23 protein-coding genes are annotated in these 24,189 nt (G+C 71.8%); 9 read left to right on the plus strand and 14 right to left on the minus strand.

Annotation, left to right across the window (positions count from 1 at the left end):
* The 7 genes from TR48_RS34005 to TR48_RS34035 form a co-directional block, all read left to right on the plus strand.
* Window positions 1–1,285, plus strand: a 1,285-nt coding sequence (locus tag TR48_RS34005; protein ID WP_439654521.1) for an amidohydrolase family protein, incomplete at its 5' end; no start/stop codon positions are given.
* A gap of 178 nt (window positions 1,286–1,463) precedes the next feature.
* Window positions 1,464–4,061 (plus strand): glycosyl hydrolase, encoded by a 2,598-nt coding sequence (locus tag TR48_RS34010; RefSeq protein ID WP_042374390.1) that lies wholly within the window; start codon window positions 1,464–1,466, stop codon window positions 4,059–4,061.
* 105 nt (window positions 4,062–4,166) lie between these two features.
* Entirely contained in the window at window positions 4,167–4,517 is a 351-nt protein-coding gene (locus tag TR48_RS34015) for a 5-carboxymethyl-2-hydroxymuconate Delta-isomerase (protein ID WP_042374374.1), read from the plus strand.
* Between the two features lie 55 nt (window positions 4,518–4,572).
* Window positions 4,573–4,977, plus strand: a complete 405-nt coding sequence (gene tsaA, locus TR48_RS34020) for a tRNA (N6-threonylcarbamoyladenosine(37)-N6)-methyltransferase TrmO (protein WP_042374375.1) — start codon at window positions 4,573–4,575, stop codon at window positions 4,975–4,977.
* A gap of 110 nt (window positions 4,978–5,087) precedes the next feature.
* Window positions 5,088–5,738, plus strand: a complete 651-nt coding sequence (locus TR48_RS34025; protein WP_042374376.1) for an NAD(P)-dependent oxidoreductase — start codon at window positions 5,088–5,090, stop codon at window positions 5,736–5,738.
* An 84-nt stretch (window positions 5,739–5,822) separates the two neighbouring features.
* Window positions 5,823–6,317, plus strand: a complete 495-nt coding sequence (locus TR48_RS34030; RefSeq protein ID WP_042374377.1) for a MarR family winged helix-turn-helix transcriptional regulator — start codon at window positions 5,823–5,825, stop codon at window positions 6,315–6,317.
* Between the two features lie 93 nt (window positions 6,318–6,410).
* Window positions 6,411–6,956: a hypothetical protein gene (locus TR48_RS34035; RefSeq protein WP_042374379.1), complete on the plus strand. Its 546-nt coding sequence runs from the start codon at window positions 6,411–6,413 to the stop codon at window positions 6,954–6,956.
* Window positions 6,957–7,002: 46 nt separating this feature from the next.
* Here TR48_RS34035 and TR48_RS34040 read toward each other — a convergent pair whose 3' ends face one another.
* From TR48_RS34040 to TR48_RS34100, 13 genes are all read right to left on the minus strand, one after another.
* Window positions 7,003–8,298, minus strand: coding sequence for an MFS transporter (locus TR48_RS34040; RefSeq protein WP_052443274.1), 1,296 nt, complete (start codon window positions 8,296–8,298; stop codon window positions 7,003–7,005).
* A gap of 98 nt (window positions 8,299–8,396) precedes the next feature.
* Window positions 8,397–9,002 (minus strand): ArsR/SmtB family transcription factor, encoded by a 606-nt coding sequence (locus TR48_RS34045; RefSeq protein ID WP_042374380.1) that lies wholly within the window; start codon window positions 9,000–9,002, stop codon window positions 8,397–8,399.
* Window positions 9,003–9,077: 75 nt separating this feature from the next.
* Window positions 9,078–9,797 (minus strand): leucine-rich repeat domain-containing protein, encoded by a 720-nt coding sequence (locus TR48_RS34050; RefSeq protein ID WP_174501762.1) that lies wholly within the window; start codon window positions 9,795–9,797, stop codon window positions 9,078–9,080.
* Between the two features lie 201 nt (window positions 9,798–9,998).
* On the minus strand, window positions 9,999–10,883 hold the full coding sequence (gene pssA, locus TR48_RS34055; protein WP_042374381.1) for a CDP-diacylglycerol--serine O-phosphatidyltransferase: 885 nt from the start codon (window positions 10,881–10,883) through the stop codon (window positions 9,999–10,001).
* A complete protein-coding gene (locus tag TR48_RS34060; protein ID WP_042374382.1) occupies window positions 10,870–11,526 on the minus strand; it encodes a phosphatidylserine decarboxylase in 657 nt (218 codons plus the stop codon). Before TR48_RS34060 ends, pssA begins: the two co-directional genes overlap by 14 nt.
* Window positions 11,527–11,918: 392 nt before the next feature.
* A complete protein-coding gene (locus TR48_RS34065; RefSeq protein WP_042374383.1) occupies window positions 11,919–13,127 on the minus strand; it encodes an acyl-CoA dehydrogenase family protein in 1,209 nt (402 codons plus the stop codon).
* Window positions 13,128–13,206: 79 nt separating this feature from the next.
* A complete protein-coding gene (locus tag TR48_RS34070) occupies window positions 13,207–13,710 on the minus strand; it encodes a MaoC family dehydratase (RefSeq protein WP_042374384.1) in 504 nt (167 codons plus the stop codon).
* Between the two features lie 27 nt (window positions 13,711–13,737).
* Window positions 13,738–14,700 (minus strand): HpcH/HpaI aldolase/citrate lyase family protein, encoded by a 963-nt coding sequence (locus tag TR48_RS34075; RefSeq protein WP_042374385.1) that lies wholly within the window; start codon window positions 14,698–14,700, stop codon window positions 13,738–13,740.
* Window positions 14,697–16,739, minus strand: coding sequence for a protein meaA (locus TR48_RS34080; RefSeq protein WP_084729992.1), 2,043 nt, complete (start codon window positions 16,737–16,739; stop codon window positions 14,697–14,699). The genes TR48_RS34075 and TR48_RS34080 overlap by 4 nt, the downstream gene beginning before the upstream one ends.
* Before the next feature lie 41 nt (window positions 16,740–16,780).
* Complete coding sequence (gene ccrA, locus TR48_RS34085; RefSeq protein WP_042374393.1) at window positions 16,781–18,118, minus strand: crotonyl-CoA carboxylase/reductase; 1,338 nt, start codon at window positions 18,116–18,118, stop codon at window positions 16,781–16,783.
* Window positions 18,119–18,520: 402 nt separating this feature from the next.
* Window positions 18,521–19,351, minus strand: a complete 831-nt coding sequence (locus TR48_RS34090) for a TetR family transcriptional regulator (protein ID WP_201777194.1) — start codon at window positions 19,349–19,351, stop codon at window positions 18,521–18,523.
* Between the two features lie 20 nt (window positions 19,352–19,371).
* Window positions 19,372–21,147: a 3-hydroxyacyl-CoA dehydrogenase family protein gene (locus tag TR48_RS34095; protein ID WP_042374387.1), complete on the minus strand. Its 1,776-nt coding sequence runs from the start codon at window positions 21,145–21,147 to the stop codon at window positions 19,372–19,374.
* A 145-nt stretch (window positions 21,148–21,292) separates the two neighbouring features.
* Window positions 21,293–22,195: an MATE family efflux transporter gene (locus tag TR48_RS34100; protein ID WP_236652456.1), complete on the minus strand. Its 903-nt coding sequence runs from the start codon at window positions 22,193–22,195 to the stop codon at window positions 21,293–21,295.
* 33 nt (window positions 22,196–22,228) lie between these two features.
* Between TR48_RS34100 and TR48_RS34105 the strand changes: the two genes are divergently transcribed.
* Entirely contained in the window at window positions 22,229–22,411 is a 183-nt protein-coding gene (locus TR48_RS34105; RefSeq protein WP_052443276.1) for a hypothetical protein, read from the plus strand.
* A 28-nt stretch (window positions 22,412–22,439) separates the two neighbouring features.
* Here the strand turns inward: TR48_RS34105 and TR48_RS34110 are convergent, their stop codons facing one another.
* Window positions 22,440–23,168: a CTP synthase C-terminal region-related (seleno)protein gene (locus tag TR48_RS34110; RefSeq protein WP_042374388.1), complete on the minus strand. Its 729-nt coding sequence runs from the start codon at window positions 23,166–23,168 to the stop codon at window positions 22,440–22,442.
* Window positions 23,169–23,238: 70 nt separating this feature from the next.
* Between TR48_RS34110 and TR48_RS34115 the strand changes: the two genes are divergently transcribed.
* Complete coding sequence (locus TR48_RS34115) at window positions 23,239–24,147, plus strand: LysR family transcriptional regulator (RefSeq protein WP_236652457.1); 909 nt, start codon at window positions 23,239–23,241, stop codon at window positions 24,145–24,147.
* Window positions 24,148–24,189 lie beyond the last annotated feature (42 nt).

Genomic DNA, 24,189 nt, shown 5'->3' on the forward strand with positions numbered 1-24,189 from the left:
GCCCGGCTCTGCCGCCGCGGCGGCTGCGTCCGGCGGGGCTGCCCCGGCGGCCACGTCCGCCCGAGCGGCTGCGCCCGTATCGGGGTCGATGTCGGGCGGGGACGGCTCCGCCGCTGCGGCCGCAGGCCCGGTGACGGCCGCGGGGGTGTCCGTCGGGGTGGAGGCCGCCGGTGGGGTGCCGCGGTTGCCGGGCTGGCCGGTGCTGGTGGACCAGCACTGTCACAGTGTGGTCGGGGCGGAGCTCGACGCGGGGGCGTTCGCGTCGTTGCTGACCGAGTCGGATCGGCCACCTGCGGCGGGGGCGTCGGCGTGGGACTCCGCGGTGGGGCTGGCCGTGCGGCGGTGGTGTGCGCCGGAGCTGGGGCTGGAGCCGTTCGCGTCCGTCGAGGCGTATCTGGAGCGCAGGCGGGAGCTCGGGGCGGCCGAGGCGACCCGACTGCTGCTGCGGGCGGCGGGCCTCGGGGTCTGCCTGGTGGACACCGGGCTGACGGAGGCCGCCGGAGCGCCGCTGCTGGCCCCCGAGGAGCTCGGCGGCCTCGCGCACGCGGACGTGCACGAGATCGTGCGGATCGAGCGGGTCGCCGAGCAGGCCGTGTCGCCCGGCACGGGAGCGCACGCGTGGGCCGCGACCGTCGGTGCCGCGCTGCGGCGGGCCGCCGGGCGCGCGGTGGGGCTCAAGTCCGTGGTGGCGTACCGCTGCGGGCTGGACTTCGAGCCGAGGCGGCCCGCTCCCGCCGAGGTCGCCAACGCCGCCGCGCTGCACCTCGCGGGCGGCAACGGCCGGCTGGAACACCCGGTGCTGCTGCGCCATCTGCTCTGGGAGGCGCTGGAGCTGGGCCTCCCGCTGCAACTGCACACCGGCTTCGGCGATCCGGACCTGGTGCTGCACCGCAGCGACCCGTCCCTGCTCACCGGGTTCGTCCGGGCCGCCGAGCCCTTCGGTACGCCGTTGGTGCTGCTGCACGGCTGGCCGTACCACCGCCAAGCTGCCTGGCTCGCCCAGGCGTACCCGCACGTGTACTGCGACCTCGGGCTGACGCTCACTCACGTCGGCACCGGAGCGCGCCGCGTGCTCGCCGAGACGCTCGAACTCTCGCCGTTCCACAAGCTGTTGTTCTCCACCGACGCCTACGGCCTGCCCGAGCTCTACCTGGTGGGCGTCGCAGCCTTCGCCGACGCCCTCGACGCCTGGCTCGCCGAGGCCGTGCCGGTCCCCGCCGAAGCGGCCCGGATCGCCGCGCTCGTCGCGGGCGGGAACGCCCGCCGGCTGTACAACCTGCCCTAAAAGCCCCATCTGCAAAGAAATTGACCTGACGTCACTCCTGCCCCGATAACGGTTGGGTAACCCGTCGTTCCTCCCCGTAGCTGCCACCCCCGTGAGTGTGGTCGAGTCGCTGCGGTCTGCGCGCAGGCCGGCACGGAGCAGCGAACCGGTGGACACCCACACTTCCGGGGAGGACCCGTTGACGATCCCGCACCACGGCCGCAGGCGACTCGTCCTGCTCGCCACCGCCGCAGCCGCTGCGCTGGCGGCCACGACTCCCGCGATCGGCATGCCGGTCCACCACGTGCATCCCACCAGCGGCGGCGTGCACGCCATGGTGGGCAACGGTGGTGGCGACGGCGGCGGCGAGGAGTCGGACGAGATAGCCGAGGGCGCCGACCAGCGCGCCGAGGAGCGCAACTCCCCGGGCGTCGTCCAGCCAGGCGCCTACGGCGCGGCCTGGGCGGCGATGGAGAACCTGCCGCGCACCGGGGGCGACTGGCGCCAGGTCACCGACCTCCCCTACAACTCGGACGACCCGCGCTACCGCGACTACAACTCCAATTCGACCGCCGGCATGGGCCTGGTGACCGGTCGCGCCGCGGCCGTCGCGGCCGACGACCACGGCGACGTGTACGCGGGCGCGGCCGGTGGCGGCGTGTGGCGCTCCACCAGCGGCGGCGGTCACTGGCGGTCCATCAGCGACCAACTGCCCGCCCAGGCGACCGGCGCGCTCACGCTGGACGGCAGGGGCCGGCTCTGGCTCGGCACCGGCGAGGCGACGACCAACGCGGACGCCTACCTCGGCAGCGGCGTCTACGTGCTGGAGGACCCGACCCACGGCCGTTTCTCGCCGCGCGACCGCGTCGGCGGGGACGAGCTGCAGAGCACCAGCATCCACGAGCTGCGCATTTCCGGCGGCAGGATCTGGGCCGCCACCACCGAGGGCCTGTGGTCGCACTCGGTCACCGACCTGCGTGGGCCGTGGAAGCTGGAGTTCGCGCCGAACCCCGACTACCTGCCGGGCCACTCGCTGGCGAACGACCCGAACGCCGCCTACGAGAACATCGTCAGCGACATCGCGTTCGACCCGGCCGATCCGAACCACGTGCTGGCGGCCATCGGCTGGCGCTCGGGCGCGCTGCCCAACGGCTCCGACTACGGCGGCTACTACAGCAACACCGGCGGCACCTGGCAGCGGGTCACCTCCGGTCTCGGCGACCTGCCGACGGACGCCGACGACGTGGGCGCGGTCACCTTCGCCGCCTCGGCGGACCACCAGCGCTACTACGCGATCACCCAGTCCCCGAACTCGCTGAACGCGGGCGCCGGGCTCGGCGGCGTCTACGTCTCCAAGTCGGGCTCGCCGTTCGGCCAGTGGACCAAGATCGCCGACGCCTCCTCGCTCGCGGCGTCCGGTTCGGTGCTGAGCAGCCCCGGCAACCAGTCCTGGTACGACGAGTCGCTGATCGTGGACCCGAAGGACCACGACCACGTCTACGCCGGTCTGGAGGAGGTCTTCGAGACCAAGGACGGCGGCGTCACCTGGACGGCCCCCGGTCCGTACTGGAACTTCCCGCTGTCCTGCTGGAGTCTGGACCCGAACGCGCAGAGCGGCACCTGCCCACAGACCACGCACCCGGACCAGCACGGCCTGGCCATCGGCAGCATGAACGGCCAGAGCTACGTTGTCGCGGCCAACGACGGTGGCCTGTACCGGCGTCCGGTGGACGGCCAGGCCAACTCCCTTGGCCACGCCACCGACTGGACCTCGCTGAACGACGGCAGCATCGACACCCTGCAGTTCTACTCGGTCGGCGTCGGCGCCGACCCGGCGGGCAAGGGCGTGGTCGTCACCGGCGGTCTGCAGGACAACGGCCAGTCGGTGCTGCGGGGTTACGGCTCTAAGGCCGTCGACACCGTGATGGGCTCCAACTTCGGCGGCGACGGCGGCATGTCGCTGGTCGACCCGGCCAACGGCTGCAACGAGGCCCAGGAGTACGTCTACCTGGAGATCAACGTCACCCAGGACTGCGCGGTCAACAACGGCCTGGGCGCACCGACCACCTACGACGTCCCGCCGCCGGACAACGCCACCTCCGCGGCGCGCTTCATCGCGCCGTTCTCGGCGGACCTGAAGAACCCGAACCTGTGGGTCGCGGGCGGCCAGCACGTCTGGGTGCAGGACCAGGGCTTCGCGATCCGCTCGTCCTCGGCCTGGACCAGCGCGTTCGACCTGGGCAAGGGGCACGTCGCCACGGCGGTCGCCTCCTCCGGGGGCAAGGTCTACGCGGCGTGGTGCGGCCCCTGCAACAGCCAGGGCTTCACGCACGGCGTGGCCGTCGGCAACGCGGACGGCACCGGTTGGCAGCAGCTCGCCCTGCCGGCCAACCTGCCGAATCGTTACATCAGCGACATCGTGATCGACCCGGCGGACAGCTCGCACGCCTACCTGACCTTCAGCGGCTTCTCCCGCGACTGGAACGAGGGTCCCGGCTCGGGCGTCGGCCACGTCTTCGAGACCCACGACTCGGGTGCGACCTGGACGGACGTCTCCGCCAACCTGCCGGACGTCCCGGTCGACTCGATCGCGCTGACCCCGTCCGGCGGTCTGCTCGTCGGCACGGACCTGGGCGCGGTCTACCGCGCGCCGGGCCGCAGCCGGTGGCGCGCGATCGGCGAGCTCCCGGCGGTCTCGGTCGACCAGATCACGCTCGGCCCGGACGGCCGCGTCTACGCGGCCACCCACGGGCGCGGCATCTACGCGATCGACCTGCGCGACCTCGGCCGCGGCTGAGGCTCCCGCACGCCCGCGCGGTCCCCGTCCCCGCCTTTCGCGGACGGGGACCGCGCCGTTTCCGGTAGCGTCGAGTCATCCTGTCGCCTGCCCCGGGAGGCTCCCGTGCCGCAGATCCTCGTCGACCACTCCGCCGAACTCGCCTTCGACCGCCAGGCCTTCGCCAAGGAGCTGCACCCGCTCATCGCCGAGGTGATCGACGCCAGGATCTCCGAGTGCAAGACGGTCTTCCGTCCGGCTCCCGAGTCCTTCGTGGGCGACGGTTCGGCCGGGCACCCCGTGGTCCTCCTGGAGATCAAGCTCCTCTCCGGCCGCAGCGCCGATCTCCGCGCCGACCTCTCCGCCCGCGTGCTGGCCCTGTTGCAGGCTCACGTCTCGGTCCCGGCCTCCCTGGCGGTCGAGATCACCGAGCTCGACCGGGCCACCTACCGCTCGGTCCACCCGGTGGGGGCGTAGCAGTCCGCCGCCCGCGGGCCACCCGCGCGCCGCACCCGAAAGGAGAACCGGACCCTTGACCGCATACGAGCTGCGCCCGGTCGGGCACGTCGAGTCCGTGCTGACCGACCGGTCCGGGGCGCCGCGGCAGCCCGACGAGGGGGCGCCGGACGCCTGGCTGGTCTTCGACGAGGCGTACGCCGCCGCCCTGGACGGGCTGGCGCCGGGCAGGGACGTGCTGCTGCTCACCTGGCTCGACCGCGCGGACCGCGACACGCTCGCGGTGCGCCCGCGCGGGGACGCCACACGGGCGATCGCGGGCGTCTTCGCCACCCGCGCGCCCGACCGGCCCAACCCGATCGGTCTGCACGACGTCCACATCCTCGCCGTCGACGGCACGCGCGTTCATGTCCGCAACCTCGAGGCCGTCGACGGGACGCCGATCCTGGACGTCAAGCCGGTGCTCACCAGGGACCGCTGAGCCGTCCGCGCAGGGAATGTCCGCGCAGCCGGAATTTATCTGAGTAGTCAGATGTTGTGAGGGTCGGAAGCGCGGAGAATCCGCCGCTCATGACATGGAAGGCGCAGCTCATGGCCAAGATCGCCGTTCTCGGAGCCAGGGGTGCCATCGGGTCCCGGATCGTCACCGAGGCACTGTCCCGGGGTCACCAGGTCACCGCCGTGGTCCGGGACCCCGCCGTCTACAGCGCGGTGGAGGGCGTCACCGCCGTCCGCGCCGGGGACGCGCTGGACCCGGCCTCCGTGGCGAGCGTCGCCGCGGGCCAGGACGTGCTGGTCAGCGCGATCGGCGGCGGCGACGGCCCGGGGCACGCCGCGCTCATCGAGCCCGCCGCGCAGTCGCTCGTCCAGGGCCTGCGCGGCCTGGGTGCCGACGCTCCGCGGCTGATCGCGGTCGGTGGGGCCGGCAGCCTGGAGACCGCGCCCGGTGTGAAGGTCTGGGACGCGCCGGGTCTGCCCGACTGGCTGCTGCAGATCATACACGCCCACGGCGACGCGCAGGCGTACTACAACACCGTCGACGACGTCACCTGGACCGTGCTGAGCCCGGCCGGGCTCATCCAGCCCGGTGAGCGCACCGGCGCGTACCGTACCGGGACGGAGCAGCTGGTCGTCGACGCCGACGGCGAGAGCCGCATCAGCACCGAGGACTACGCCGTCGCCCTCGTCGACGAGATCGAGCGGCCCGCGAACCTCGGCCGCCGCTTCACCGTCGGCCGGTAGCCGCCGTCCCGAGTCGCCCCGGAGGGTAGTCGGCGACGAACGGGCGGTAACGTTTGCACGATCCCCTGGGGAAGGAGCCGCACGATGACCGCTGCCAGCATCAGCATCCAGACCGCCGCCGACGCCGTCGCCGACGAACGTGTCCAGGCGTTCGGGGTGCTGCTGACGGCGGCCGCACGGTTGGAGCGATTGCTCGGGGCGGCCATGGAACGCGAGAGCGGCATCTCGCACGCGATGTTCGAGGTGTTGCTCCGGCTCGCCGCCGCGCCCGAGGGCGCGACCATGGGGGATCTCTCCCGTGACGCCGTGCTCACCAGCGGCGGGGCGACCCGCCTGGTCGACCGGATGGTCGAGGCGGGCCTGGTGCTGCGCGAGCGGTCCCGGACGGACCGCAGGATCCAGATCGTCACCATCACGCCGCTCGGCGAGCGCAAGCTCGCCGAGGCGGCCCGGCGGCACGCCGCCGCGATCGACGAGCACGTCTTCCAGGTGCTCAAGCCGGAACAGCTCGCCGCGACCCTCGCAGGCCTGGACGAGCTCGGCCACCACGCCCAGGAGGCGCTGCCCCCGTTGGGGTGAGCGGCCGATCGGCGCGAGCGAGGCCCGCCGGCCTGCAGGGTCACGGCGAGGGCCGGGTCCCAGCGGGCCGGGCCGAGCCCTAGGCTGACGGTCATGTTCCGCTTCGCTCGCGCTCTCGCCCTGCTGTGCTCCGTCTCGGCTCTCGCCCTCGCCGCCGGCTGCTCCGGCTCGTCGGGCCCGACCCCGGCGGAGGCGAGCGCGTCCGCGCAGGCGGCGCAGCGCGAGGCCGCGAACGCCGTGCGGGCAGCGCAGTTGACCGCCGAGACGCGCCGCCTCGGCGAGTACCACCTCGTGGGCCGCCAGCTCGACCAGGCGCTCGCCAAGGACGGCATCAGCGCTTCCGGCCGCCTCGATGCGGCCTTTCCCGCCTCGTCGACCGGCTGCCTGGTCGGGTACCGGCTCTTCCTCCAGGGCGACACGCGGACGACCTTCGCGCGGGCCCTGCGTGACGACCTCGCCGCGGACGGCTGGAAGCCCGCTCCGCCGGTGTCCGACGGTTTCGAGCTCACCTGGCACAACTGGCAGGCATGGATCGACTCCACCAGGCTCCCCGATCCCGCGTGGACCGACGTCCCGTTCTCCGGCCCCGGGCAGGTCCTTGAGCTCCGGGCGCAGAGCGAGGACCCGGACTGCCAGTGACCGCCTGCCGCGGGGCGGCGGCGGTCAACTGCGGCGTGGCGGGGCGTCAGCCGCGGCTCTCGGCCGGGAGCGGCGCGCCGGGCGTGACCGGCTCCGTCGCGGGCTCGGTCGCCACGGGCTCGGTCGCCGGCTCCGCGGCGCCCTGCTCCTCCGTCGTGGGCGGCGCCTCGCGCTGCTCGCGGCGGGTGACCAGGTAGAGGGCGCTGACAGCCAGCAGTGCGGCGGCCGCGTAGGCGATGTCGCGGTAGAAGACCGCGGTGATCAGGGCCGAGCCGGTCGCCATCCCGAGGGCCTGGCCGCACGTCGTCAGGAAGATGTCCGCGCCGGACACGCGGCCCAGCAGATCCTTGGGCGTGCTGAGCTGAATCGCCGTCATGGAGCCGACGATGATGCACGGCAGGGCGAAGCCCATGCACAGGGAGCCGACCAGGACGACCGCCGTCAACGGCGCCGCGAAGGCGAGCGCCCCGGCGCCGCAGAGGGCGAGGCCGAGGGCGGTGAGCCGGCCGGGCCCGAGCGGCTTGATCAGTGCGCCGACCAGCAGTCCGCCGAGGATGCCGGAGACGCCCATCGCGGTCACCAGGACGCCCATCCAGGTCGGGGCGCGGTGCAGGCCGACGGTCACCACCGCGAAGCCCAGGGTCTCGAACATGCCCGCCACGAACAGTCCGACGAAAAGCGTGGTGCTGAGCTGGCGCAGCGACGGAGTCCGCAGCAGGAACCTGAAGCCGGCGGTGGTCTGCGCGAGGCGGCTGACGCGGTCGGACTCCGGACGCGGGTCGTCCACCCTGACGAACGCCCAGCACAGCAGGCCCGCCGCGAACGAGGCGGCGTCGATCGCGGCCACCGCGCCGCCGCCGAAGGCGGTCAGCAGACCGATGCCCAGGGCGGGCGTGATCAGCCGTTGGCCCTGCGTCAGCGCCTGCGACAGCCCGTTGGCGGCGCCGAGCTGTTCCGGCTCCACCATGGCGGGCAGCAGCGCCGTCATCGCGGAGTCGGTGAGCGAGACGGCCAGGCCGTTGACGAACATGACGGCGTATATCAGCCAGACGTCGGCGGGGCCGTGCACCTGGGTGAGGGCGAGCACCGCCAGACCGGTCACGGCGTTGGTCGCCATCAGCAGCGGCTTGCGCCGCGTCCGGTCCACGAGGTACCCGGTGACGGGGGAGAGCAGCGTCCCCAGGATCAGGCTGAGCATGCACAGGCCCGCCTGGGCGGTCGACCCGGTGAGCTCCTTGACCCAGACCCCGGACGCGAGCCAGAGGGCGTAGTCGCCGATGGTGCTGAGCGTGTTGCCGAGGAAGTACAGGCGCATGCGGGGTTGCGCGAGCAGGGTGCGCACGGGGGTCCTCTCGAATAGGCGCATCATGGGCATGACAGGTTCCCTCGCCGCGAAGCGCGGGTGGGTGCTGACGGGTGCCGGCGGTGCGAACGACCGGCTCAGACGTCGGCCGGTCGCTCCGGCGCGAGGTCGAAGGGGACGTTCGAGACGACGACCTCGAACGGCACCGTGCCCTCCGGCCTGGCGGCCGGATCCTCGACGCGGTCCTGGTAGCGGAGCAGGATGGCGACGATCTCCTCCTTGACCTGCGCCATCTCCTCAGGGGTCACGAAGAGCAGGGCCTGTCCCTCGCCGGCGGCGCGGCGGACGGCCTCGGGGTACTGGTCGCGCGTCGCGTGGTATCGGCGCCGCCGCTCGTCCCAGCGCTCGCTGAAAACCTCGGCGAGCGCGCGGGCCGCCTGCGCGACGTTGGGGTCCTCGTCGTTCTCGTCGATGCTCATCCCGGCACCGTCCAGCCGCCACGGCCGCTCGCGGCCGACGCCGCCCTCGGCCTGGGCGACGTAGCCGTGCGAGGCGAGCGTCCGCAGGTGATACGAGGCGTTCGAGGCGTTTCCGCCGATGATCTCGGCGGCCTCGGTCGCGGTGAGCGTCCCGCGCACGGCCAGCGCCTCCAGCAGGGCGATCCGCGCGGGGTGCGCAAGGGCCCGCAGGCTCCGCGGATCGCGGACGGACCGGAGGGGAGGCGTCGGCTCGGTGCGGCTCATGGGATGAGCGTAGCGAGCCGACGAGGCAATGGAAAGAGTTCTTTCGAAAGAAGTCTTTCCATTGCCCCGTCGCGGTCAGCCCAAGACGAAGCAGCCGCGCGTCTCCAGGGCGGCCAGGAGCTCGGGAGCGGGTTCGACGCCCGTCCAGCGCAGGTCGAGCTTCTCCAGCGCGGACAGCTCGGCGATCCAGTCCGGCAGGGCGGCCAGGGGGTTGCCCCGCAGGTCGAGGCTGCGCAGCCGGGGGAGCGTCCGCAGGGCTTCCGGTACGGCGCCCAGGCGGTTGTCCCGCAGCTCCAGCACGCGCAGCTCCCGCAGCCCGCTCACGGAGTCCGGCAGCGCGGTCAGCACGTTGCCGCGCAGGTGCAGCTCCCGCAGCCGCCCCAGTGCGCCGACGGAGTCGGGGAGCGCCGTCAGCCCGCAGTCCTGCGCGCGCAGTTCGACGAGCGCGGCCATCCGGCCGACCCCCTCCGGCAACGCGGTCAGCGGGTTCTCGCCGACGTTGAGATACCGCAGCGCGGTGAGCCTGCCGAGCGACTCCGGCAGTGTGGTCAGCCGGTTGTCGTGCAGGTAGAGGCAGTCCGACAGCCCGCCGAGCGCGCCCAGCTCCTCGGGCAGGGACGTGAGGGCGTTGTGCCCGAGGTCCAGTGTCCGCAGCCGCCGCAGCGCGGCGATCCGCGCCGGGAGCGAGACGATCCCCGTGTCCGCGAGGATCAGCACCTGCACGTCGGGATCGGCCCACACCTCCTCCGGCACCTCGTCGAGCCGTTGCCGCCAGAGATTGATCGTCCTGCGCATGGGCCCTGATGGTAGGGGGCGGCAGCGGCCTGGAACCGGCACAGGGCGCAGTTCACCACCACGTCTGTAGCGGGGTCGCGCCGTTCGGGCTGTCCGTCCAGCAGCTGTCCCAGGACACGCTGCTGAGCGCGGGGAACGGGAACGGAAAAGCCGAGGCCCCGGAACGGGAACCGTTCCGGGGCCTCGGCTTCGAGCGGAAGCTCAGTGCGTCGCGCTGCGTGCCTCCGCGCGCTTGGCGCGGACGTCGCCGACCTTGCGGCGGATGACCATGAGCGGGGCCATCAGCGCCAGGGTGACCTGGAGCGAGGCGCCGATCTGCAGCAGGGTCGCGCCCCCCGGCAGGCCCGTCGCCCAGGCGGCGAGGCAGCCCATGGACACGACGATCCACACGAGCGTGGCGGTGGCCAGCTTGCCCTGTGGCTTCGGGTACTCGACCTGGCTGACCATCAGCGCGGACACGGCGACGATGCCGACCGCGCCCAGCACGAACGGCGGGTTCAGCAGCACGATGGAGATCACCGTCAGCGCGCCCATCGGCGAGGGCATGCCCTGGAAGACGCCCGGACGGGCGGCCGTGCAGGAGAACCGCGCCAGGCGTAGCACCACGGCCAGCAGCACCATGATGGCGATGCCCGCGCTGACGCGCTGGTGCGCGCCGCCGGCGGTCATGCCCCAGACCACGACGAAGTAGGCCGGCGCGATGCCGAAGCTGATCAGGTCCGCCAGGTTGTCCAGCTCGGCGCCCAGCGCGGACGAGCGCAGCTTGCGCGCGACCAGCCCGTCGAACAGGTCGCACATCGAGCCGATCAGCAGCAGCGTCACCGCCGCGGCCGCGCTGCGGCGGTCGCCGCTGGTCGCCACACCGGTGAGGTGCGGGATGAGGACGCCCGTCGTGGTGCAGTAGATCGCAAGGAAGCCGCAGACGGCGTTGCCCAGCGTGAACAGGTCGGCCGTCGAGAGGTGCTGCGGCGACAGCGGGCGACGCAGCTCGCGGTCGCGGGCCCAGCGCAGCCGGCGGGCGACGCGCTCGATCTCCTCGTCGTCCTCGTCGTGGTGCGAGTAGGCCTCGGGGTCAGTCACGGTCAAGGCGAGTCACCCCTGCCGTCGTCTTCTGTCCCACCTCGACGCCGGGCTGGACGCCCGCGGGGAGGTAGGTGTCCACGCGCGAGCCGAAGCGGATCAGGCCGACCCGCTCGCCCCGCTGCACCTTGGTGCCGCTGGTGACGTAGGGGACGATGCGGCGGGCCACCGCGCCCGCGATCTGCACCATCTCGATGTCGCCGAGTTCGGTGTCGAAGTGCCAGACGACGCGCTCGTTGCGGTCGCTGTCCTTGTTGAACGCCGGCACGTAGCCGCCGGGGACGTGCTCGACGGAGCGCACCACGCCGTCCAGCGGGGCGCGGTTGACGTGCACGTTGAGCGGGCTCATGAAGATCGCCACGCGGGTGCGGCCGTCCGGCCAGGCGTCGATGCTCTGCACCACGCCGTCGGCCGGGGAGATCACCCGGCCGGCGCCGAGCTCGCGCTCGGGGTCACGGAAGAACCAGAGCATGCCCGCGCTCAGCGCGGAGGCCGGAACCGCCGCCAGCGCCCATCTGCCGTTGCGCCGGGTGAGGGCGGTGCATGCGGCGGCCGTGAGCACGGTCGGGACGAGCCAAGGGGACGCTCCGCGGGCCAGTGTCACGCGCGGCCGGGGGGCGTCGGTCGGATGGGACGGACGAAGGGGCATCGAAGACCTTTGTCGCGACCGACAAGGTCGCGGTGTCGAGGGGTTCGGGGACGGCTTCGGCCTTGATGACACTTGGCCGTCCGAGGGGATGCTATCGGCAGCGGGTGGTGCCGAAGCAAGCTCCGGGAACCCTAGTGGGGTGCTCCCGCGTTTCTCTCGGCTTTCACTTGCTCCGCCAAGGTAAGCCGCTTGAGCGGCCAGGTCCAAGGGTTGTAGGCGAACGGTGACAAACCCCTCAGATCTTTGGCCAGTTCATCGGCCTTTCTCGGCCTCCTCGTGTCGCCAAGTAAGTTGGCTCATACAAGGAAACGGGGGCGTGGACCATGTGATCCACGCCCCCGCGCTGCCGAAGTGCGCCATGCTCCCCAGCCTGCGCTCCCGGCAAGTCTGGACTACTCGGCGAGCTTGTACTCCTCCAACAGGCGGCGACCCACGATCATCTTCTGGATCTCCGCAGTACCTTCACCGATGAGCAGCATCGGGGCCTCGCGGTAGAGGCGCTCGATCTCGTACTCCTTGGAGAAGCCGTAGCCGCCGTGGATCCGGAAGGAGTCCTCGACGACCTCCTTGCAGTACTCGGAGGCCAGGTACTTGGCCATGCCGGCCTCGAGGTCGTTGCGCTGGCCGGAGTCCTTCTTGCGCGCGGCCATCACCATCATCTGGTGCGCGGCCTCGACCTTGGTCGCCATCTCCGCCAGCTTGAACTGGATGGCCTGGTGCTCGGCGATCTTCTTGCCGAAGGTCTGGCGCTGCTGGGCGTAGCGGATGCCCAGCTCGAAGGCGCGCTGCGCGACGCCGCAGCCGCGGGCGGCGACGTTGACGCGGCCGACCTCGACGCCGTCCATCATCTGGTAGAAGCCGCGGCCAGGGACGCCGCCCAGGATGCGGTCGGCGGGCAGCCGGACGTCCTCGAGCACCAGCTCGGTGGTGTCGACGCCCTTGTAGCCCATCTTCTCGATCTTGCCCGGGACGGTCAGGCCCTTGACCGTCTCGTTCGGACCGAAGCCCGGCGTCTTCTCGATCAGGAAGGTGGTGAGGTTCTTGTACGGCGAGGCGTGGCCCTCGTCCGTCTTGACCAGGCAGGCGATCACGGAGGAGGTGCCGCCGTTGGTCAGCCACATCTTCTGGCCGTTGAGGACGTAGAACTCGCCGCTCTCGTCCTTGCTCGCCTTGGTGGAGATGGCGGAGACGTCGGAGCCGAGGCCCGGCTCGGACATCGAGAAGGCGCCGCGGATCTCGCCGGTTGCCATGCGCGGGAGGAAGTAGTCCTTCTGCTCCTGCGTGCCGTGGGCGTTGATCATGTAGGCCACGATGAAGTGGGTGTTGATGATGCCGGACACCGACATCCAGCCGCGGGCGATCTCCTCCACGGTCAGGGCGTAGGTGAGCAGCGACTCGCCGAGGCCGCCGTACTCCTCCGGGATCATCAGGCCGAAGATCCCCATCTCCTTGAGGCCCTCGACGATGTCGGTGGGGTACTCGTCGCGGTGCTCCAGCTCGGTGGCGACCGGGATGATCTCCTTGTCGACAAAGCTGCGAACGGTCGCGAGGATCTCCTGCTGGATCTCGTTGAGACCTTCGGTCTGGGCGAGGCGTCCCATGGGTCGTGTCCTTCTCTTCTGTCCGGGCGCTCCACGGGCGTGGCATACACCGTGGAGCGCCCGAGCACTGTGGGGAGGGTTACGGCTGCTCGCGCAGCTCGGGGCGACCGGGCTGGTCGCCGCCGCGCTCCTTGAGGTACTGCTCGGTGGGGACCATCACCTTGCGGCGGAAGACGCAGACCAGCGTCCCGTCCTGGTTGTAGCCCTTGGTCTCGACGTAGACGATGCCGCGGTCGGGCTTGGAGGTCATCTTCTTGTCGAGGACCTCGGTCTGGCCGTAGATGGTGTCGCCGTGGAACGTCGGCGCGACGTGCTTGAGCGACTCGATCTCCAGGTTGGCCAGCGCCTTGCCGGAGACGTCCTCCACGCTCATGCCGAGCAGCAGCGAGTAGATGTAGTTGCCCACCACGACGTTCTTGCCCTGCACGGTGGTGGTCGCGTAGTTCGCGTCCATGTGCAGCGGGTGGTGGTTCATCGTGAGCAGGCAGAAGAGGTGGTCGTCGTACTCGGTGACGGTCTTTCCTGGCCAGTGCTTGTAGACCGCGCCGACCTCGAACTCCTCGTAGGTGCGTCCGAACTGCATTTCGTTACCTCAGCTCTCGGCCGCTTTTCAGGATTCGGGCAGTTCGAACTTGGTGGTGCGCTGCATGCCGGCGGCGCGGCCCTTGCCCGCGATGACCAGGGCCATCTTGCGGGAGGCCTCGTCGATCATCTCGTCGCCGAGCATCGCGGAGCCCTTCTTGCCGCCCGCCTCGCTGGTGCACCAGTCGTAGGCGTCCAGGATCAGCTCGGCGTGGTCGTAGTCCTCCTGGGAGGGGGAGTAGACCTCGTTGGCGGCCTCGACCTGGCCGGGGTGCAGCACCCACTTGCCGTCGAAGCCGAGCGCGGCGCTGCGGCCGGCGACCTCGCGGTAGCCGTCGACGTTCTTGATCTGCAGGTAGGGGCCGTCGATGGCCTGCAGGTCGTTTGCGCGGGCGGCCATCAGGATGCGCATCAGGATGTAGTGGTAGGCGTCGGCCGGGTAGCCGGGCGGCTGCTCGCCGACGACCAGGGACTTCATGTTGATGGAGGCCATGAAGTCGGCCGGGCCGAAGATGATGGTCTCCAGGCGCGGGCTCGCCTCGGCGATCGCGTCGACGTTGATCAGACCCTTGGCGTTCTCGATCTGCGCCTCGATGCCGATCTTGCCGACCTCGAAGCCCATGGTCTTCTCGATCTGCGTCAGCAGCAGGTCCAGCGCGACGATCTGCTGGGCGTCCTGGACCTTGGGCAGCATGATGCAGTCCAGGTTCTGGCCCGCGCCCTCGACGACGGTCACGACGTCACGGTAGGTCCAGTGCGTGGTCCAGTCGTTGACGCGGACCACGCGGGTCTTGCCGGTCCAGTCGCCGTTGTTCAGGAACTCGACGATGGTGTGGCGGGCCCCCTCCTTGGCCAGCGGCGCGCAGGCGTCCTCCAGGTCCAGGAAGACCTGGTCGGCGGGAAGGCCCTGGGCCTTCTCCAGGAAGCGCGGGTTGGAACCCGGGACAGCCAGGCAGGAACGGCGCGGACGCAAGCGGTTCACAGTGCTCATGAGGCGAGGGTCTCTTCCTTGATGTCCGTGGTGATGAAGATCGGGTCCAGGCCGTGGGCCAGTCGGATCTCGTCGACGATACGGCCGATGATCGCGGTGATCCCGAAGTCCTTCGGAGTGAACACCGCTGCCACGCCCTGGGCAAGCAGGGCCTGCTCGTCCGCGGCGGGGATGATCCCGCCGACGACGACCGGAACGTCCAGGGCGCCCGCGCGCCGCAGCCGGTGCAGCACGTCCGGCACCAGCTCGGCGTGCGCGCCGGAGAGGATCGACAGTCCGACGCAGTGCACGTCCTCGGCGATGGCCGCCGCCGCGATCTGCTCGGGCGTCAGCCGGATGCCCTGGTAGACGACCTCGAAGCCGGCGTCGCGGGCCCGGACGGCGATCTGCTCGGCGCCGTTGGAGTGGCCGTCCAGGCCGGGCTTGCCGACCAGCAGCCGCAGCTTGCCGCTGCCGAGCTCCTCGGCCGTGCGGGCCACGGCCTCACGCACTTCTCGCAGCTCGGAGCCGGTCTCCGGGTCGATCACGCCGGTGATCGGCGCGCCGCCGACCCCCGTGGGAGCGCGGTACTCGCCGAAGACGTCGCGCAGCGCCTGGGACCACTCGCCGGTGGTGACGCCCGCGCGGACGCACTTCAGCGTGGCGGTCATCAGGTTGGCGTCGGTGGCGGCCTGCGCCTTGAGCTCGGCCAGCGCCGCCTGCGCCGCGGCCTCGTCGCGCCGGGCCAGCCAGTCGGCGAAGGCCTCGGTGACGGCGCGCTCGGCGTCCCCGTCCACGACCATGATGGCGGTGTCCAGGTCGGCCGTGAGCGGGCTCGGCTCGGTGGTCTCGTAGCAGTTGACGCCGACGACCTTGTCCTCGCCCGACTCGATCCTGCCGCGCCGCTCGGCGTGCGACGCCACCAGTGCGGCCTTGAGGTACCCGGACTCGACGGCGGCGACCGCGCCGCCCATCTCCTGCACCTTGGCGATCTCCGCCTCGGCGCCCTCGATCAGCTCGGCGACCTTGCCCTCGACCACCACGCTGCCGGTGAACAGGTCCCCGTACTCCAGCAGGTCCGACTCGAAGGCCAGGACCTGCTGGATGCGCAGCGACCACTGCTGGTCCCAGGGCCGGGGCAGGCCCAGCGCCTCGTTCCAGGCCGGCAGCTGGACGGCGCGCGCCCGCGCGTCCTTGGACAGCGTCACCGCGAGCATCTCCAGCACGATGCGCTGGACGTTGTTCTCCGGCTGCGCCTCGGTGAGGCCGAGGGAGTTCACCTGGACGCCGTAACGGAAGCGCCGCTGCTTGGGGTCGGTGACGCCGTAACGCTCCAGCGTCACCTTCTCCCACAGCTGCGAGAAGGCCCGCAGTTTGCACATCTCCTCGACGAAGCGGACGCCCGCGTTGACGAAGAAGGAGATCCGGCCGACGACCTCGCCCATCTGGTTCGGCTTGACCTGGCCGCTGTCGCGGACCGCGTCGAGCACGGCGATCGCCGTGCACATCGCGAAGGCCAGCTCCTGCACCGGCGTGGCCCCGGCCTCCTGCAGGTGGTAGCTGCAGATGTTGATCGGGTTCCACTTGGGGATGTTGGCGACCGTGTACGCGATCACGTCGGTGGTCAGCCGGATGGAGGGCCCGGGCGGGAAGACGTGCGTCCCGCGCGAGAGGTACTCCTTGATGATGTCGTTCTGGGTGGTCCCGGTCAGCTTGGCGATGTCCGCACCCTGCTCCTCGGCGACCACCTGGTACATCGCCAGCAGCCACATGGCCGTGGCGTTGATGGTCATCGAGGTGTTGGTGCGCTCCAGCGGGATGCCCTCGAAGAGGGTCCGCATGTCGCCCACATGGCTGACCGGGACTCCGACCCGCCCGACCTCGCCGCGGGCGAGGACGTGGTCGGGGTTGTAGCCGGTCTGCGTCGGCAGGTCGAAGGCGACGGAGAGGCCCGTCTGACCCTTCGCCAGGTTCTTCCGGTACAGCTCGTTCGAGGCGGCCGCGGAGGAGTGCCCCGCGTAGGTCCTCATCAGCCAGGGCCGGTCCCGATGGACAGTCATCTTCGTGTGCTCTCCGCCTACTCGACTACTCGGCTACTCGACTACTCGCCGCGGAAGCGGTTGATAGCCGTCAGGTGCTTCGCGCGCAGCTCGTGGTCGGTGACGCCGAGGCCCTCCTCGGGCGCCAGGCACAGCACGCCGACCTTGCCCTGGTGCTTGTTGTGGTGCACGTCCAGCGAGGCCTGACCGGTCTCGGCGAGGGTGTAGGTCTTCGACAGCGTCGGGTGGATCTTGCCCTTGGCGATCAGGCGGTTGGCCTCCCAGGCCTCGCGGTAGTTCGCGAAGTGCGAGCCGACGATGCGCTTGAGCGACATCCACAGGTAGCGGTTGTCGTACTGGTGCATGTAGCCGGAGGTGGAGGCGCAGGTCACCACGGTGCCGCCCTTGCGGGTGACGTAGACCGAGGCGCCGAACGTCTCGCGGCCCGGGTGTTCGAAGACGATGTCCACGTCCTCACCGCCCGTCAGCTCGCGGATCCTGCCGCCGAAGCGCTTCCACTCGCGCGGGTCCTGGTTGTGCTCGTCCTTCCAGAACTTGTATCCCTCGGCGGAGCGGTCGATGATCGCCTCGGCGCCCATCTCCTCGCAGATCTTCGCCTTCGCGGGGCTGGAGACCACGCAGATCGGGTTGGCGCCGCCGGCCAGCGCGTACTGGGTGGCGTAGGAGCCGAGGCCGCCGCTGGCGCCCCAGATCAGCACGTTGTCGCCCTGCTTCATGCCGGCGCCGTTGCGGGAGACCAGCTGGCGGTAGGCGGTGGAGTTGACCAGGCCCGGCGACGCCGCCTCCTCCCAGGTGAGGTGCTTGGGCTTGGGCATCAGCTGGTTGGACTTGACCAGCGCGACCTCGGCGAGACCGCCGTAGTTGGTCTCGAAGCCCCAGATGCGCTGCTCGGGGTCCAGCATCGTGTCGTTGTGGCCGTCGGCGCTCTCCAGCTCGACGCTGAGACAGTGGGCGACCACCTGGTCGCCAGGCTTCCAGGCGTGCACGCCCGGCCCGGTCCGCAGCACGACACCGGCCAGGTCGGAGCCCAGGACGTGGTACGGCTGGTCGTGGCGGGCGGCTTCGGGGCTGAGGCGGCCATAGCGCTCCAGGAAGGAGAAGGTGGAGACCGGCTCGTAGATGGAGCTCCACACGGTGTTGTAGTTGACCGCGCTGGCCATCACGGCGACCAGGGCCTCGCCCGGGCCGAGCTCCGGCAGGGCGATCTCGTCCAGGTGCAGGGACTTGCGCGGGTCCTTGTCACGGCTCTCAAGGCCGGCGAACATCTCCTGCTCGTCCTTGTGGAGCGTGATCGCGCGGTAGGACTCCGGGAGCTCCAGCGCCGCGTATTCGGCGGCGGTGGTCTCCGGGTTCTGGATCGCGGCGAGGATTTCCTTCATGGCTGCCATGGCTGCCTCCGGCGGCGGCGTACCTGCGTGAGGGGTGCAGGGTGCGTCAGTGGGACGGGGGGCGGTCTTCGGTGTTGCCGGGAGCGGACGCCGGCTACGTCAGTCGCGGTACTGCGTCGAGCTGGTGCGTCAAGCGGTTGCTTCGAGCTTGGGGCCAGCGCAGGGGTGGCGCGCGGGCCGTAGGTCGAGGCGCGCCGGGTGGGGAGCCGCGGCGCCGCGACCAGTGGGTAACAACGTACTGGCACCCTGTGCCACTCGTAAAGACACTGCGTGCCACCAATTGCATCCAGTGTCACGTGAGCGTCATCACCTTGCAACACGACACAGCAGCCCCCCGCCGGGCGAGCGGGGGGCTGCTGTGGATGGCGCCTATGTGGCCGGTTTGACCTGCGGTTATGCCTCGTTCTGGCCGGTCAGGGCGGCGCGGATGCCGGCCATGACCTCGTCCAGCGGCGCGTCCGTGCGGGCCACGGTGATGACATAGTCGCCCCCGTTGGTGGCACCGGGTGTCAGCTGGAGTGCCGGGCGGTCGCCTCGACGGGTGGAGAGGTCGCCCCAGAAGGTCCGCCGGATCGCCTCGAAGGCGTGGTCCAGCTGGGCCTCCACCTCGCCCCGGCCCCCGGCGCGCAGCCAGCGGCGCAGCACGTGGTTGTGGGCCGCGACGACGGCCGCCGCCGAGACCTCCGCCAGCATCGCGTCGTCGCCCTGGTCGGTGTCGAAACGACCGAGCAGGTAGCGGGTGAACAGCCGCTCGTAGCGGGCGACCACGGCGATCTCGCGCTCGCGCAGCGTCGGCACCTGGCGGATCAGCCGGTAGCGGGCCACCGAGACCGAGGGGGTGGCCGCGTACATCCGCAGCACCTCCTTGATGCCCCGGCAGACCACGTCCAGCGGATGCTCGCTCGGGTCGGCGCTGGCCAGCAGGTCGGCGACGCGGACCAGCGTGTCGTCGTGGTCCGGGAAGATCGCCTCCTCCTTGGACCGGAAGTACCGGAAGAAGGTGCGGCGGGCCACGCCCGCCGCCGCGGCGATCTGGTCGACCGTCGTCTCCTCGTACCCCTGGGAGGCGAACAGCTCCATGGCCGCGGCGGCCAGCTCCTGGCGCATCAGCTGGCGCTGGGCCGTCGCCCGGCGGCCGGGGCCGCCGTTCGTGCCGGCCGTCCCCGCGTCGCTCGCGGCGCCGTCCAGGCCCGCCTGCTCCAGCAGCTGCTCTTCCGTGGTCATGACCGGAAGGCTACCTGGCCTCATCGACGCGCGTGGTCGCGGAAGCCGCGGCCGGTCTTGCGGCCGAGGCAGCCCGCGGTCACCAGGTGCTCCAGCAGCGGCGCGGGCGCGAGGCCCGGCTCGCGGAACTCGGCGTGCAGCACCTTCTCGATCGTCAGCGAGACGTCCAGGCCGACCACGTCCAGCAGCTCGAACGGTCCCATCGGGTAGCCGCAGCCGAGCTTCATGGCGGTGTCGACGTCGTCGACCGAGGCGTAGTGCTCCTCGATCATCCGGACGGCGTCGTTCAGGTACGGGAAGAGCAGCGCGTTCACGATGAAGCCGGCCCGGTCGCCGCACTCCACCGGGTGCTTGCGGACCTTGCCGCACAGGTCGAGCACGGTCGCGGTGACGTCCTCGGCGGTCAGCACGGTGGAGACCACCTCGACCAGCTTCATGGCCGGGGCCGGGTTGAAGAAGTGCATGCCGATGACGTCCTGCGGACGGCTGGTGGCCGTCGCGCACTGGATCACCGGGAGCGAGGAGGTGGTCGTCGCCAGCACCGCGCCCGGCTTGCAGATCTTGTCGAGGGCGGCGAACAGCTCGCGCTTGACGTTCAGGTCCTCGGCGACGGCCTCCATCGCCAGGTCGACGCTGTGCAGGTCCTCGTAGCTGCCGCTCGGGGCGACCCGGGCCAGCGCCGCGTCGCGGTCCTGCTCGGACAGCCGGCCCTTGGCGACCATGCGGTCCAGCGACTTCTGGATCGCCGCCTTGGCCCGGTCCGCCTTCTCCTGGCTGCGGGCGACGATCGTGACGTCGTAGCCGGCCTTGGCGAAGACCTCGGCGATGCCGGTGGCCATCGTGCCGGAGCCGCAGACGCCGACGCTGCGCACCTCGCGCCCGGCGACGCGCGGCTCGGCGGTGGCGCCCGCGTCGGCGACGACCTCGGAGGAGCCGGGGGCGGCGTAGCTGTAGAAGCCGCGGCCGGTCTTGCGGCCCAGCAGCCCGGCGGAGGCCAGCTGGCCCAGGATCGGGGCGGGCGCGTGCAGACGGTCGTGCGACTGCGCGTACATCGCCTCCAGCACGGTCTTGGCGGTGTCGATGCCGATCAGGTCGAGCAGGGCCAGCGGGCCCATCGGCAGCCCGCAGCCGAAGCGCATCGCGGCGTCGATGTCCTCGCGGCTGGCGTAGTGCGACTCGAACATCGCGGCGGCCTGGTTGAGGTAGGCGAAGAGCAGGCCGTTGACGATGAAGCCGGCCCGGTCCCCGGCCGCCACCGGCGACTTGCCGAGCGAGCGGGCGAACTCGGCCGCGTCGTCCGCCGCCTGCGGGCTGGTCAGCACCGTGCGGACCACCTCGACCAGCTGCATCACCGGCGCGGGGTTGAAGAAGTGCAGGCCCAGGATCCGCTCAGGGCGGCCGGTCGCGGCCGCGATGCGGGTGACGGACAGCGCGGTGGTGCCGGTCGCCAGGACGGTCTCCGGCGGGCAGATCTTGTCCAGCTCGGCGAAGAGCTCGCGCTTGAGCTCCAACTGCTCCGGGACCTCCTCGATCACCAGCTGCGCCTCGGCGGCGGCCGCCAGCTCGTCGGTCACCCGGATGCGGGCGAGCAGCGCGGTGCGCTCCTCCTCGGTGAGCCGGCCGCGTCGCACCGAGTGCGCGGTGGCCTCCTCGATCCGGGCGCGGGCCGCGTGCGCGTCGGCGGCGGTGGCCTCGATGCCGATCACCTGACGGCCGCTGCGCGCGGTGATCTCGGCGATTCCGGCGCCCATGGTGCCGAGGCCGACGACGGCGACGGTGGGGAAGGGACTGGTCATGGCGTGACTCCTGGGAAGCAGGGAGTACGCCGCGGTCGTTCCGCTCCGACGCGGCGGCGAAAAAAGAGGTGGAGAGATGCCACGGCGCGACTGAGGACCGTGGTGAAAGAGATCTGAGAGATCAACGGACGCCGAGGGCGCAGGCTCAGCGTCGTGAAGGACCCGAAGGCCCTGTCCTGCCCGAACGCTCCGTCGCGGCGGCTCCCAACGCCGACGGAGGTGGTCCAGCAACGATACCCCGCTTACCGCCCGGTAGGAAGAGCACGCCGAGGGAGAGGGCGAACTGGAGCGCCGTCCCCAGCGGCATCGCCAACCACACGCCTCGCACCCCCATGGCCGTGCCCAGCGCCCAGGCGAGCGGGATCTGCGCGGCCGCGCCGAGCACGGTGATCCGCAGCATGGCGGCGGCCCGTCCTGTCGCCAGCAGCACCCCGCCGAGGGCGACGACTCCCGCCAGCACGGGCAGGTATCCGGCCAGGTAGCGGAAGAGCACCACGCCCGCCTGCTGGACCGCCGCGTCCCGAGTGAACACGCGCAGCAGCGGCTCCGGCGCGGCCAGCAGCACCACGTCGGCGACGAGCGCGGCGGCCCAGGCCAGCCGGAGTGCCTGACGCCGGACCGACGCCACGGCGTCCGGAGTGCGGCCGAGCCGGATCGACGCGGCCTGGCGGACGGCGTAGAAGGCCATCGTCGCGACCAGCATGACCTTCGTGCCGATCCCGTACGCGGCGAGCGGGACCGCGCCGAAGCGGGCCGTCAGGGCGACCATGGCCAGGCCGATCAGCATTCGCGCGACGAAGTCCGCGGAGGTCGGCAGCCCCACCCGGAGGATGCGGCGGGCGGCCTGACCGGGCCCCGGGAGGGTGGCCGCCGGCTCGGCGTCGCGCAGCAGGCGGCGTGCCCGCCGGAGGCTGACGAGCAGCGGCGCGACGCGGGAGGCGACCAGCGCGAGCGCGGCCCCGGAGACGCTGAGGCGGGGCGCGCCGAACAGGCCGTAGATCAGCACCGGGTCGAGCGCGAGCAGGGTGGCGTTGGCGAGCAGGGCCATCCGCATCGGGGTGCGGGTGTCGCCGAGGCCCGGGTGCTCCGCCGCCGCCTGGAATTCCTCTCCGCCCCGGCGAGCTTCTTCCACGAGTCCGGCAGGCCCCTGCGCGCTGCGGAGGTCCCCGACCGCTACCGACGCGGCATGCTGGTCATGGCCCGCGCCCAGAGCAAGGCCGAACGCGACTGGCTCACAAGCGAGTTGGCCGAGCTTGAGGGCTGAGCCCGCCCGGCTGGCCGGCCCGGCTGCGTCAGCGGCGGACCTGTGCGTGCTCCGTCGCCGCGCGGGCGAAGGCTTCGACGAAGGGGTGGGGGCGGGTGCCGTCGCCCGCGAGTTCGGGTTGGAAGAGGGTGGCCAGGAAGAAGGGGTGGGTCGCCTGCGGGAGTTCGACGATGCGCGGGTCACCTGCGGCGTCGTGGCCGCTGAGGACGAGGTCGTGCGCCGAGAGGCGGGCGGGGAAGTCCGGGTGCAGCCCGTAGCTGCAGTGGTAGCGCTCGACACTGCTCTCCGCGCCGAGGAGCCGCTCCGCGAGGGAGCCGGGGAGCAGCGTGATGGGGAGCTCGTGGCCGACGAGGCTGCAGGCCAGCGGGGCGATCAGCGGGTGTTCGGCGTCGGGGTCGTTCTCGGCGTGAGCGGCCTCGGCCAGACCGCAGACGTCCCGGGCGAACTCCAGCAGGGCGTGCTGGAAGCCCGCGCACGTGCCGAGGAAGGGGATGCCGTTCTCGCGGGCGGCGCGCGCGGCGTGGAGCGCGCCCGCCTCGGAGCGGTAGGGGCTCCCGGGCAGCAGCCAGACCCCGTCGAAGCCGCGGAGCGCCTCGGGTGAGTCGATCTCGTCCGTCCCGGTCCAGTACAGGTCGAGCGCGAGGGCGTCACGGTCCAGCAGGGCGGCGGCGAGCTGCGGAACGCGCTGGTGGGAGCGGACCTCGGGGGAGCGGTCGCCGACCAGGGCGATGCGGGGAGCAGCGGTGTTCGTCGTCATGCGTCCATCCTGGGCGGAGGCCGTCGTTCAGGTCCAACGATGATCAGCGGTCTGCCCATCAGCGATACTGATGGGCGTGGATCCACAGCAGCTGCGCACCTTCGTCAGCGTCGTCCGGCTGGCCTCCTTCTCCGCCGCCGCGCGCGAGCTCGGCTACACGCAGTCGGCGGTGTCACAGCAGATCGCCGCACTGGAGCAGGAGTTGCGCGCCCCGCTGCTGGAACGCCGCCCGGTCGCCCCGACGGAGGCCGGCGCGCGGCTGCTGGAGCACGCGCCCGGCATCCTGCTCCGCCTCGACGCGGCCCGCGCGGACGTCGCCCGGGTGGGCGGCTCCGCGCGCGGACTGCTGCGGGTCGCGGTCACCGCTCTGGCCGCGCCGCGGCCGCTGGCGCGGGCCCTGGCGGCCACCCGACTCGCCTATCCCCGCGCTGAGTTGACGGTGTCGCTGGTCGGCAGGACGTCAGCCGTCACCGCCGTGGCGGCGGGCGAGGCCGAGCTGGCCGTCGTCGACGGTGTGGCCGCCGCGAGCGACCCGCTCGCCCTCCCGGCGGCCGCGCCGGTCTCCGCCCTGCGGGTGGCCGAGCAGCCGCTCGCGGTCCTGCTCCCGGCCGGTCACCCGCTGTCGGGGCGACGCCGGATCCGGCTCGCCTCCCTCCAGGACGCCTTCTGGCTCGACGCCCCGGACGCGTCCGTCCCGCTGACGGAGCTGCGCGCGGCGACGGGCTCGGACGCGTTCCCGCCCTCGATGGCCCTGGTCGGCCCCTCGGCGGACGCCGTCACGGAGTGCGTGGCGGCGGGATTGGGGCTGGCGGTGGTTCCGGCGGGCGGGGCGAGCGCGCCGGGGGAGGGGGTCGTCGCCGTCCCGCTGGCGGACGCGGGGCTGTTGCACCGGACCGAGGCGGTGTGGAGCGGGAGTCGGGCCGAAGTGGTCGACCATCTCGTCGCAGGGCTCGCCGACGCGCGGGCCGAGCCGCTCTGAGCGGCGGAGGAACTGCCGCGGGCTTCCTGCGGAAGACCGCGC

This window comes from Streptacidiphilus neutrinimicus (assembly GCF_000787815.1).
In the GTDB taxonomy this organism is placed as follows: domain Bacteria; phylum Actinomycetota; class Actinomycetes; order Streptomycetales; family Streptomycetaceae; genus Streptacidiphilus; species Streptacidiphilus neutrinimicus.